Here is a 12201-nt window from a genome sequence, read left to right on the forward strand (position 1 = left end):
GGCCAACACTCTGCCCGTCCGTGCTCTTTCCGTCGTCGTCCCTGAGCACGCAATGCGTCCTACTGCCGATGGAGTACGGCAGTGACCTGATCATCCTTGCGGCGGGTGTGCCTGGTACTACTGCCTTTCGTGGATCTCGACCTCGACCCCGCACTCGCCGCCCTCCGCCCGCTCGGCGGCTTCTTCGCCCTGCGCACCGCCGGGGCGGCGGCCGGTCCGGCCCGCGTGGAGCTGCCGACGCTTGCGCAGACCTACGCAACGGCACCGGCGCACGGCCGCGGCGACGCCCTGGCCTCGCGCGTCGTCGTGGTCACGGAGCGGCTGCGCGCCCCCGAGCCGCGGGTCGCCGCCTCCCTCGCGCAGCAGGGGCTGGCCGCCCGGCTGTGGTCCGTGGCCCTCGGCTGCGCCGCCCTGTACGGCCGGCTGCCCGATCTCGATCCCGGGCTGCTGCGCTGGGACGTGAGGGCGTCCGCCCCGGGCGACCTGCTCCTGACCGAAGTGCGCCCGCAACCGGGGGAACCCGACCTCGCCTCTGGCGTGCTGGAGCGTCATCTCGCACCCCTGGGGGAAGCCCTACGGGCGCGCTACGGTGTCGCGGCCGGACTGCTGTGGGGCAACGCGGGCTCCGCGCTCGGCGGGGCGGCCCGGGAACTGGACCGCTGGGCCCGGGCGCACGGCCGTACCGACGTGGCCGAGCGTGCCCGCACGCTGACGGACGACCTCTTCGCGCACCCCCTCCTGCGCGCCACCGGCACCCGCACCGGCACCGCGTTCCGCCGCCGCAGCTGTTGTCTGTACTACCGGGTGCCCGGTGGCGGAGTCTGCGGCGACTGCTGCTTCAACCGGCCGCCGCACTCTTCCCCGGGGACCGCATCCGGGCGACCATGAAAGGAACGTGCAGCCGGGACGAGGGAGTTGTCGGGTGCGAGTGGGACTGCTGACCCGGGAGTACCCCCCGGACGTGTACGGCGGCGCCGGAGTCCATGTGGAGTTCCTGGCCCGGGAGTTGAGCGACCTGGTGGACCTGGAGGTGCACTGCTGGGGCGAGGGCCGCGGGGTGGGCGTCGTACGCCACCGGCCCTGGTCCGCGCTCGACGGCTCCAACGACGCGCTGCGCACCTTCTCCGTGGACCTGTCGATGGCCGCCGCCCTCGAGGGCCGTGAACTCGTCCACTCCCACACCTGGTACGCCGGCCTCGCCGGCCATCTCGCCAAACTGCTGTACGGCATCCCGCACGTGGCCACCGCCCACTCCCTGGAGCCGCTGCGCCCCTGGAAGGCGGAGCAACTGGGCGGCGGATACGCACTGTCGGGCTGGGCCGAGCGCACCGCCCTCGAGGCCGCCGACGCCGTCATCGCCGTGTCGGGCGCGATGCGTGAGGACGTCCTGGCCTGCTATCCGGCGCTGGATCCGGCGAACGTCCACGTCGTGCACAACGGCATCGACACCCGCCTGTACCGCCCGGACCACGGCACCGGCGCCCTGGACCGGCACGGCATCGACCCGGCCCGCCCCTCCGTCCTCTTCGTCGGCCGCATCACCCGGCAGAAGGGCGTGCCCCATCTGCTGCGCGCGGTCCGGGACATCGACCCGGCCGCCCAGGTCGTGCTGTGCGCGGGGGCCCCGGACACCCCCGAGATCGACCGCGAGTTCCGCGAGCTGTTCGAGGAGGTGAGCCGCGCCCGCGAGGGCGTCTTCTGGATCCCGCAGATGCTGCCGCGCGCGGAGGTGATCCAACTCCTCACCCACGCCTGCGTGTTCGTCTGTCCGTCGGTGTACGAGCCGCTCGGCATCGTGAACCTGGAGGCGATGGCGTGCGGCACGCCGGTCGTGGCCTCCCGGGTCGGCGGGATTCCCGAGGTCGTGGACGACGGCCGGACGGGTCTGCTGGTGGACAAGGGCGAGGACTTCGAGGCGGGCCTCGCCCGGGCGCTCGACCAGGTCCTCGGCGACCCGGCCGGGGCCCGGCGGATGGGGGAGGCCGGACGGGCACGCGCTGTGGGGGAGTTCGGCTGGGACGCGGTGGCCCGGCGCACAGCGGGGCTGTACGAGGAGATCCTCAAACGGGCTTAGCCCGGCCGGGCTCGGGGCAGCCATGGTTCTACCAGGGTGAGGGGAGCGGCCATGCGTCGTGGAGGGCCTTCCGTACTCGGGATCGTACTGGCGGGCGGGGAAGGCAAGCGCCTGATGCCGCTGACCGCCGACCGCGCCAAACCGGCCGTCACCTTCGGCGGCACCTACCGTCTCGTCGACTTCGTCCTGTCCAACCTCGTCAACGCCGACGTCCTGCGCATCTGCGTACTGACCCAGTACAAATCGCACTCGCTGGACCGGCACATCACCACCACCTGGCGGATGTCCAGCCTGCTCGGCAACTACGTCACCCCGGTCCCGGCCCAGCAGCGCCTCGGCCCACGCTGGTACCTGGGCAGCGCCGACGCGATCCTGCAGTCGCTGAACCTGATCCACGACGAACAGCCCGAGTACGTCGCGGTGTTCGGTGCCGACCACGTCTACCGCATGGACCCGCGGCAGATGGTCGCGCAGCACATCGACGGGGGCGCGGGGGTGACGGTGGCCGGCATCCGGGTGCCGCGCGTGCAGTCCTCGGCCTTCGGGGTGATCACACCGGCCACGGACGGCCGCACGATCCGGCGATTCCTGGAGAAGCCCGCCGACCCGCCGGGGCTCCCCGACGACCCGGAGAACGTGTTCGCCTCGATGGGCAACTACGTCTTCACCACCAAGGCCCTCGTCGAGGCGCTGCACCGCGACGCCGAGGACGGGCAGTCCGTGCACGACATGGGCGGCTCGATCCTGCCCCAGCTCACCGCGCGCGGCGAGGCCCAGCTGTACGACTTCCGTGACAACCACGTGCCCGGCGAGACCACCCGCGACCAGGGCTACTGGCGGGACGTGGGCACCCTGGATGCCTACTACGAGTCGCACATGGACCTCATCGCCGAACGTCCCGCCTTCAACCTGTACAACCGGCAGTGGCCCGTCTACACCCACTCGGGCCAGCTCTCCCCGGCCCGCTTCAACGCCGGCGGCATCGCGAGCGAGTCCATCATCAGCGCGGGCTGCCTGGTCCGCGGTCAGGTCACCCGATCCGTGCTGTCCCCGGGCGTACGGGTCGACCCCGGGGCCGTGGTCCAGGGCTCGGTGCTCCACGACAACGTGCGCATCGGACGGGGCGCGGTGGTGCGCGGTGCCGTCCTGGACAAGAACGTGGAGGTTCCGCCCGGAGCGACGATCGGCGTCAACCCGGAACGGGATGCCGAGCTGTACACGGTGTCCGCGGGCGGGGTGATCGCCCTGGGGAAGGGGCAGCGGGTCTCCTGAGGCCTTTGTGGAACCCCGGCACAGCAGCCGCGACCGGCCCGCACCTGTACCCACCAACGCCGAGGAATCGACGTCAGACGGGGTGCCGGGGCGCGACGTTCTCCGTATCGGCCACAGCGCCCGCCGACAGGACACGGTCGGGCCTGATCGGCAGGTCGCGGTGGCGCACGCCGGTGGCGTGCCACACCGCATTGGTGATCGCCGCCGCGGCTCCGACGTTCCCGATCTCGCCGATGCCCTTGATACCGATCGGGTCGTCGTCATCCGGGTCGTCCACCCAGTCGGCCTCGATCAGCGGTACATCGGCGTTCGCCGCGATGTGATATCCCGCGAGATCGGCACCGACCAGGTCGCCGAAGGCCCGGTCCCTGACCGCGCCCTCGTGCAGCGCCATGGAAAGCCCCCAGGTCATTCCGCCGACGAACTGACTGCGTGCGGTCAGCGGGTTGACGATGCGACCTGCGGCGAAGATGCCGAGCATGCGCCGTACACGTACCTCGCCACTGGTGACGTCCACGGCGACTTCCGCGAACTGTGCCCCGTAGGTGTGTCGTTCCCGCTTCGCCAGCGTACCCATGAGCGTGGACGTGTCCGCCCGACCCGTGATCCCCTGAGGAGGTATGTCCTGGCTTCGCGCCAGAAGCTCTCGTAGGTCACCCACCGCGGTCTTGATCGCCCAGCCCCAGGAACGGGTGCCCATCGAGCTGCCGGCGACCATGGCACGGCCGTAGCCGCTGTCCGCGATCAGGACCCGGACACGGTCGGGTGGCACGTCCAACGCTTCGGCAGCGATCAGGGTGAGCGCAGTGCGCGCACCCGTTCCGGGGTCCGAGGCTGTGATCCGTACGGTGAACGTGCCGTCGGCCTGCGCCGTCACGGTCGCCGTGGACGGGGCGACGCCCACGGGAAACGCGGCCGCTGCGGTGCCGGTCCCCAGCAGCCAACGCCCCTCACGGCGCAGGCCCGGACGCGGATCCCGCCGCGCCCAGCCGAACCTGCGGGCGCCTTCCTCGAAGCAGGCGAGCAACCGGCGGCTGCTGAAGGGAAGTCCGGACACGGGGCCGGTCTGCGGTTCGTTGCGTGCGCGCAGTGCGATGGGGTCCACGGCGCACATCTCGGCCAGTTCATCGAGTGCGCTCTCCAGCGCGAACGACCCGGGTGCCATGCCGGGCGCGCGCATCCAGCCGGTTGACGGCACGTCAAGTGGCACGACCCGGTTGACGGTGTGATGCGCGTCGGCGTCATACAGTACCTGCGCCGCCTCGGTGCTCTGCTCGACGAAGCGGTGAACCGACGCGTTGAGGCACTGCGCCTGGTGGTCGAGCACCCGTAGCCGGCCGTCGACGTCGGCACCGAGCCTGACGCGCTGCACCGTGGGACTGCGGTAGCCGGCCAGCGAGAACATCTGACGACGCGTCAGTACGACACGCACAGGACGCTCGACGACGGAGGCGCCCATGACAGCCAGCACCTGGTGCACGCGCAGGAGCTTGGATCCGAACGCTCCTCCGACGTGTTCGGACCGCACCCGTACCGACGCCGGGTCCACAGAGAACATGGTGGCAATCTCGTCCGCCACCCATCTGCTGCCCTGATTCGAGTCGACGATCTCCAGTCGGCCGTCTTCCCAGCGCGCCATCGCCGCATGCGGCTCCAAGGGACTGGGGTGTTCCTCCGGTGTGGTGTACTCCGCGTCCACGACGAAGGCGGACAGGGCCAGTTCGGCCGCCATGTCCCCCTTCGCCGTCTCCTTGTGAAGGTACGGCGGGTTCTCTGCCGTACCGGGGCATCCGGCGTGGAAGGCCACGTCGTGAGGTTCCATGTCGTAGCGGATCACCAGCGCCTCGGCGGCCTCCCTGGCCTGTTCAGGAGTTTCGGCGACCACCAGAGCCACCGGCCAGCCTGCGTACGGCACCCGGTCGTGCTGAAAGACCACAGTGGTCGGATCGGGTCGGCCAAGGAGGTTCGTGTAGTCCCCGTTGAGACGAGGGGCGTTCCCGTGGTGCACAACAGCCAGGACACCGGGCATCGCCCGTACCGGATCGGACTCCACCGAGAGAATCCGGCCCCGGGCGATGGTGGACACCACGAGCCAGCCATGGGCAAGGCCGGGACAGGAAATCTCACCTGCGTAACGTGCTGCTCCAGTGACCTTGGCCCGGCCCTCCACACGAGAGTGCACAGCGGTACTGCCTGTCGGCGTGGTCATTGCGCCGGGGACACTTCGAACGTGATCCGGTCCCGGATCCGGTCGAGGCGGGTGTCGACTTCCTCCCCCGACGCACCTCCGACGACGATGAACCCATGCCGGTCGGCCGACCATGACACCTGGGTTATCTCGTCCCCGGGCCCGACCGCCAGACCCGCTGCGATGAGTTCGGGTGAGGAGTGCGCGTCCTCCCATCCCGAAACCGAGACGAGCCGGCCCGGTGGCTCGACTATGATGTGCCGCATTCCAGCGCTTCTTGTGAGGGCGGGGATGTGGACCGATTCGGCTCCCAGAGCATCGTCGACATATATTCCGTAGAGTTCCATCCCGGGGCGGACGTACTCGGTCATGGTGGGAATAAAGGCTCCCCCCGGCCGCGCGTGTATTTCCCCCAGGACGACACCGGCCCCAGTCATCCAGAATTCAACATGAAAGAATCCGTGCGTCAGGCCGACGGCGCTGACTGCTTTTTGAACCTGCTCGCACACGCCCTCTTCCTGGGTGGCGGAGAAGTCGGCGGGTATGCGATGTCCGGTTTCCACGAACCGCGGCCCGACAGACTTCTGCGTCAGCGCGACAACGGCAGGCCGACCATTGAGTACCAAGCCCTCGGCAGAGTATTCCGGACCGGAGACGAATTCCTCGATCAGAAAAGGTTTTCCGTCCGGACGCCCGAGGAGTGCCGATTCCAGTTCGGCGGGCGAGCGGACCAGGTCGACATCGGCACTCCCCATGCCGTCACGCGGCTTGATGATCCACGGCCCGGGTGCGGTTTCGTGCAGGAACTCCAGGGCCTCCGCCCGGCCTTCCGCCAGCAACGAGGCGGGCTGCGGCAAACCGGCTTGACGCAGCCGGTTCCTGCACAGGTCCTTGTTGCGGGTCGTCCGCGCGGTCAGCGGGCTGACGCACGGTATCCCCAGCACCTCTCCCACCGCGGCGAGTGGCTCGATGCAGAGATCACGGAAAGCCAGTCCGCCTACGAAATCCGCGGTCAGCGACCGCAGTTCGTCAACGGCGGCAGCGGAGTCCTCCACGTTACACCTGACGACAGAGTCGAACATTGTCGTATCGACACCGGTCAGGTTTGCAGGTGCATCGGCACCAATGAGCTGTACGCCGCGGCGCCGAGCCTGCTCGGACAGGCGCCGCATTTGATCACGGCCATGAGGTGACCGAGGGCCGCAGCCCATGACTAGAATCGCCGGCACGGGACCCCCAAGATCCACTTCAGACACTCGACCGGAAACCGGAACTGTCGGCTCACCACTCCACAGGCACCGCCGCGAGCCCACCGATCAACACGTCGTTCCGCCTGGTCAAATCCTCCACCGGAAGAGCCAGGCGAAGCGATGGAAAACGCTGAACAAGCATTCTCAGGGCCGCCGCGATCTCTATACGTGCGAGGGTCGTGCCAATACAGAGACGAGGCCCGTGACCGAACGAAAGATGCGGATTCGGATCCCGGGTGATATCAAACCTGTCGGGATCGGCGAAAACCGAACTGTCGCGGTTCGCGGCCAGAGTTGAAAGAAGCACCGCTTCGCCCAGCTTCACATGCGTCCCGGCAATCTCGATGTCCTCCCGGGCGTACCGGAGAAGCGGGAGATCGGGTGACGAGAGCCGGAGAACCTCCTCCACTGCACCTTCCGCCAGGGCCGGATCGCGGTACAGCGCAGCGCGCTGGTCTTCGTTCGACAAGAGCAGTACCGCACCGGCGTCCACCTTGATCGCCGTGGTCCGGTAACCCGCGAACAGCAAAGAGGCTGCCACGTAGGAGAGATCGTCCAGCGCCGATGCACTTCCTGGCGCGCGGGGGGTGAGTTCCATCGTCCCGGAATGCACCAGATCGCTGATCAAGTCCTCACCGGGTGTGTCAACCTTGCGTCGCGCCAGCTCGTACATGTACGCGGACAGGTTTTGCCGAGCCTCGGTCGAGCGCTCGAGGTTCGTCATGCTCGATACGCCGTCGAACCACGCCCGAAACCTGTCATGGTCTTCGTACGGGACGCCGAGCAGTTCGCAGATGACGTGCAAGGAGAGCGGCATCGACACGGTGTCGTGGAGATCCACCGGAGAGGGGAGCGCGGCCATCCGATCCAGGATGCCGGCCAAAAGCTCCTCCGTGCGGCCGTGCAGAGCCCGCATCCGCTTCGCCGAGAACGCCGGCGTGAGCCTACGCCGGTACCTGGCGTGGTCCTCTCGCTCGGATGCGTAACTGCCGACGGGACCCGCTGTGGTCAGTGCCGAGTTGCTCAGCCGGGTCGCCTGGTCGGGAGCGGGGTGGGTGCGACCGAGCCGGGTGTCCGCGAGGAGACTGCGCACATCTGCATAGCGGGTGACAAGCCATGCCTCGTCTCCGGTCGGCGTGAGCACCTTTGTCGGCGCATCACGGTGTTGCAACTCACGGAGTTCCGCCGGCAGATCGAAGACGCCGGCCCTGGGAAACGGTAGCCGTGGAAGAAGGGTCTCCATCTCAGCTTTGCCTTTCGACCGCATGAAAGTCGCGGATCCTGTCGCGCCTGCAGGGATCAATTCTTTTCGTACACCGCCACATACCCACCGGACGCGGTGTACGGCTCGGCACGCCAGCCCCCCGTCCTTGACGCAAGAGCAAGGCCGGCCAGTTTCGCCATCAGGTCGAGTTCCGATGGCCACACATACCGGTAGTGCATGGGGTAGTACGCCGGATCTTTGCTACCGAACACGATGTTCTGTACGTCGACGCGCTGCTCGGCTCGGTTGTGCCGGCGCGCGGCGATGATGGCGCCTTGTTCGTTCACCTGCCGGGTGAGGGTGCTCTGGGTGCTACAGAACAGGTCGTGATCGGGGACGATCGCCTGAACGACGACCCGGCCACCCTTGGTCAGACGTGCTGCCGCGTTGTGCAGGCAGCGAAGCTGGCTCTCCTGGCTCGGGAGCAGGAAGAACGTCTCACTGATGCAGTAGACGAGATCGAAGGCGCCCTCGGCCTGCACATCGGCGAAATCGCCGATCAGCACCTCGACGGTGACGTCACTGATTTTTCGCTCAAGCTGCTCGGCCATGGAGCGAGACCCTTCGATCCCCACCACGGTCAGGCCGCGACGGGCCAGCGGGAACGCGACCCGTCCTGTTCCCACACCCAGCTCCAACGCCCGGCCGCCGGGTGCGAGATCGGCCAAGAAGGCGCTCGCTTCTTCCTCGTCGTGACGCAGCGCCCACCCCATGGAGTCGTAGTCCGGGCGCTGGTCTCCGTACGCCGAGATGTCGTAGTCCATTCTGTCGACCTCTTTTCTGTAACCGATGCTGTCAATCAGATGGACGCGTCACAGGTGTGGGTTGGGACCGAACAAAGGGCAATGCGATGGCGGCCAGCACCAGAGTGACGAGTGCCGACAGGAAGATGCTTTCCCTTCCTCCGATCGCGTAAATGAGAGGACCCGCCGCCACCAGGCCGAGCGGCGCGGCCAGCGCCGAAACGGTGGACCACAGAAGGGTGACCGGTTGCTCATCCTTCGCAGAGAGGAAGAGATTCAGGTAGGAATACGCGACAGGTGTGAACGGTGCGTAGATGAGACCTGCGACGAAGAAGACGACTGCCGCCGTGACAACACTGCGCGAACTCGCCAACCCGAACATGGCGAAGCTCCAGGCTGCAACAATTCCCATGAGAAGCGGGCGTTGGGGAACCGACCGCAGGTAGTTCGTTGCGAGCGCGCCCAGGATCGCGCCGGCACCGAAGAGGGTCCATATGACTCCCAGCGCCCGGCTGCTGCCTTCGAGCGGACCGTTCACGAACAGGGGGAGAGCGGCTTCCACCGGCATATAGAAAAGATTGAACAGAAAGACGACGACAAGTAGTTTCCATGCGACGGGAAGTCGGCGGATCACCTTCAGGCCCGACTCGGTCGCTGCCGACCTGGTGGGTGCCGACGGTGCACGGGGGATGGCCAGAAGTGCGGCGACCAGGAGGGGAATGAAGGTTGCGCCGTCGATCACGAGGGCCCATTCCGGGCTGACGAGGGCGGCCACCAGTCCCCCCAGGGAGGGGCCTGCCACGTACAGGGCGAACTGCTTGACCGTGGCCAGCAGGCCGTTCACCGCGTAGCGTCCATGTGCGGGGACCAAGCTGAGCGCTGCCAGTCTGGTGCCGGCATTGGCCATCGATCGTAGGCACGAACCCAGGACCAGCGCTCCGAGAAGAACCCCGATGGCGAGTACTCCGCCGACCGCTGCCAGGCCCAGGGCAGTGAGGGTGGCGCAGCGCACCACACAGTCCGACACCAAGGACACTTTCGGCGGTATACGTAGTCTGCCCAGGCTGAAAGGTATTGCCAGGCATGTGGACGAAACATAGGGAGCCGCTGCGGCAAGGGACACCGCGAAGGCGGGCGGGAGAGATCCATGGATCTTCAGGGCCAGCAGTGGAATCGCGGTGATGAGCATGCCGTCACCGGCACTGGAAATGACTACGCCGCAGAGAAAGAAGGCGAGGCGCGGATTTCTCAGCGCCTGAGCGTAAGACCATTCTTGCGGTGCGGACCGTAGCATTTTGATTGTCGTCCTAGACGCGCGGGAACTTGGTGAGGGGTTTGTCGGTCACGATCCGTTCATGGAAGGCTTGAATGACTGATCGGAGACCCACATGGTGTCGGGTACCAGTTTCGCCCACCAGGTTTCATCCGTGGGTGGCTGTGGGAGAGCGAACCGATCGTCCCAAAGCGTCTCGTCCGGACCCAGGTATCTGACGAGTTTTCGGCGTCCTCGCTCGGCATCTTCGAACGGCACCACTGAGCCGCAGCCCCGTGCGATGACTTGAAGAGTCCGACCGGTACGGATGTCACACGTGTCGACGACGAGTTCGAAGGCGGAATCGGCCTGCAGCCGGTCCGCCAGCCGGGACCACTTCCCTGTGATGACCCAGAATGTTTCGTCCTCCCACAGGTACCAGACCGGTCGAATGACCCGATGACCGGTGGCAACCCGTGCGACCAATGGCTGGCGAAGGAATTCATCGATGTCGAAGGGTGCATCCGCGGCAGACCAGAGACGGTCAGTCCGACGCTTCATCTTCACGGTGGGCAAGAAATGTACCTCGGGTTTTCGAGTCACGCAGGATACACGCAGCGGAAACCGATCTCGTTATGCCGGTCTGTGATCAGGTCTTTCCCTCGGTAATACGTCGTCAGGCACACGGCGGGTGACGTCCAGGTCCCTCCCCGCAAGGAGAAGAACGCCTCCTTCCTGTTCATGAACTCGATCGGCTTCCTCCCCTTGAGGAAGGGATCCATGTCCTCCCTCGTGTAGAAGTTGGTCAACGTCATCTCCCACACGTTGCCGACCATGTTGAGTGCACCGTACGGGCTGGCCCCTTCCGGCAGCGCATCAGCGGCCAGCACAGGGGATGCGGGGTATTCGGAAGTCGCCTTGAGGAGTAGCTCTTCCAGCTCGGTGCGGTGGGTGGGGGTGACCCCGAAAGCCCGTGAGACGTTGTTCGCGTACTCGGCATTCCACTCGTTGCCCCAGGGGAAGGCGCGCGCGTCGATGCCCCGGGCCGCCTTCTCCCATTCGTCTTCGGTGGGAAGGCGCCCGCCGGCCCATTTGGCGAACGCCCAGGCGTCGTACCAGTCGACTCCGACCACGGGCTGGTCAGGGTGGTTGAAGCGCTTGTCATGCCAGTGCGCCGGCGTATGGTCGTGACCGATCGGCTGGTCCGGGTGATCGTGGTCCTCGGTGTTTTCGACGTCGGCGAGGAACTCTGCGTAGCGCCTGTTCGTCACCGTCGTGCGGTCGATATAGAACGACGGAAGCTCTACGACTCGCGGGTGGTTGTCCTGGTCGTTCATCTCGAACGAACCGACCTGCTGGTGAACCCGTTCGATCTGTTGCCGCGAGGCGCCGGCAATGAATGGGCCGCCCGGAACGAGGACTACATCGTCGTTGTTCCGTTCGCGCTTTCCTTTGGACACGTTCTTGCGCAGCTCGACGAAATGCTCGTCCTCAAGTCGGCGCAGCGTGTCCGGATCTTCGCTGCCAAAGATCGAGATGAGTGCACGCTTGGTATAGGCGGCACCGAACCCGACGGGTTTGCTCGTATGGTCTCGAGTGAAGTTGCTGGGCCATCCTGTGATGCAGATCAAGTCTCGGATCGCGGTGTCGACCCGCTTGTCGCCGGCGGTTCGGATCGCCGTGAACGCCACCTGATCGACAGGATCGTGCGTGCAGTAGGCTATGGTTTCCTTCGCGTCCGGATGATCCGGGAAATTTTCTCCCAGCAGCGTGACGCAGGCGGCCCTCACCTGCCACTTGGGATGTTCTTTCGCCATGTGGCAGATGTCCGTGGCCTTACCCTCCTCCGCGAGCTTCTCGGCGAGGGAAATTTCGTCCTTGACCTCTTCCATGTACCGGTCGGATTCCAATGTGTCTCCCCTTGTCATGTGAAGCGTCCTCTGTTTTTACGCCGGAGTCCGCCGAGGAAGCCCAGGACTTTCTTTGTTATATCCGCTGCGCAGTGCTCGAGAGAACAAAGTTATAGAGACAAAATGCCGATGAGGCGCCGCCGCTCACTCACGGCGAGCGGCGGCGCCAACCTAGGGGTAGGGGATCAGCCCTCCCACTTGGTGTTCATCGCAGACTCGCGCGAGCCGAGGAAAGTTTCGTCGGTCAT

At 66.4% G+C, this 12201-nt stretch carries 10 protein-coding genes; 3 read left to right on the forward strand and 7 right to left on the reverse strand.

The genetic code is table 11. The features are described from left to right. The first annotated feature begins 111 nt into the window (after positions 1-111). From GQF42_RS38500 to glgC, 3 genes are read left to right on the forward strand one after another with little or no spacing between them, the layout of a single operon-like run. The gene (locus GQF42_RS38500; RefSeq protein WP_158931096.1) at positions 112-888 is read left to right on the forward strand and encodes a (2Fe-2S)-binding protein; all 777 of its coding nucleotides are present in this window, start codon (positions 112-114) and stop codon (positions 886-888) included. 34 nt (positions 889-922) lie between these two features. Then, positions 923-2074 (forward strand): glycogen synthase, encoded by a 1152-nt coding sequence (glgA, locus tag GQF42_RS38505; protein WP_158927708.1) that lies wholly within the window; start codon positions 923-925, stop codon positions 2072-2074. Positions 2075-2125: 51 nt separating this feature from the next. Beyond that, positions 2126-3346, forward strand: coding sequence for a glucose-1-phosphate adenylyltransferase (gene glgC / locus GQF42_RS38510; protein WP_158927710.1), 1221 nt, complete (start codon positions 2126-2128; stop codon positions 3344-3346). 73 nt (positions 3347-3419) lie between these two features. Here the strand turns inward: glgC and GQF42_RS38515 are convergent, their stop codons facing one another. The 7 genes from GQF42_RS38515 to GQF42_RS38545 form a co-directional block, all read right to left on the reverse strand. Continuing rightward, entirely contained in the window at positions 3420-5555 is a 2136-nt protein-coding gene (locus GQF42_RS38515; RefSeq protein WP_158927712.1) for a xanthine dehydrogenase family protein molybdopterin-binding subunit, read from the reverse strand. Then, positions 5552-6706, reverse strand: a complete 1155-nt coding sequence (locus GQF42_RS38520; protein WP_158927714.1) for an ATP-grasp domain-containing protein — start codon at positions 6704-6706, stop codon at positions 5552-5554. The genes GQF42_RS38515 and GQF42_RS38520 overlap by 4 nt, the downstream gene beginning before the upstream one ends. A 109-nt stretch (positions 6707-6815) precedes the next feature. Continuing rightward, on the reverse strand, positions 6816-8027 hold the full coding sequence (locus tag GQF42_RS38525) for a cytochrome P450 (RefSeq protein ID WP_158927716.1): 1212 nt from the start codon (positions 8025-8027) through the stop codon (positions 6816-6818). A 56-nt stretch (positions 8028-8083) separates the two neighbouring features. Continuing rightward, positions 8084-8812, reverse strand: coding sequence for a class I SAM-dependent methyltransferase (locus GQF42_RS38530; protein WP_158927717.1), 729 nt, complete (start codon positions 8810-8812; stop codon positions 8084-8086). A gap of 31 nt (positions 8813-8843) precedes the next feature. Next, entirely contained in the window at positions 8844-10085 is a 1242-nt protein-coding gene (locus GQF42_RS38535) for an MFS transporter (RefSeq protein WP_267906160.1), read from the reverse strand. 48 nt (positions 10086-10133) lie between these two features. Beyond that, the gene (locus tag GQF42_RS38540; RefSeq protein WP_325100416.1) at positions 10134-10610 is read right to left on the reverse strand and encodes a pyridoxamine 5'-phosphate oxidase family protein; all 477 of its coding nucleotides are present in this window, start codon (positions 10608-10610) and stop codon (positions 10134-10136) included. Positions 10611-10642: 32 nt separating this feature from the next. Next, the gene (locus tag GQF42_RS38545) at positions 10643-11935 is read right to left on the reverse strand and encodes a formylglycine-generating enzyme family protein (protein ID WP_233273630.1); all 1293 of its coding nucleotides are present in this window, start codon (positions 11933-11935) and stop codon (positions 10643-10645) included. Positions 11936-12201: the final 266 nt, after the last annotated feature.

The organism is Streptomyces broussonetiae (assembly GCF_009796285.1).
Taxonomy (GTDB): Bacteria; Actinomycetota; Actinomycetes; order Streptomycetales; family Streptomycetaceae; genus Streptomyces; species Streptomyces broussonetiae.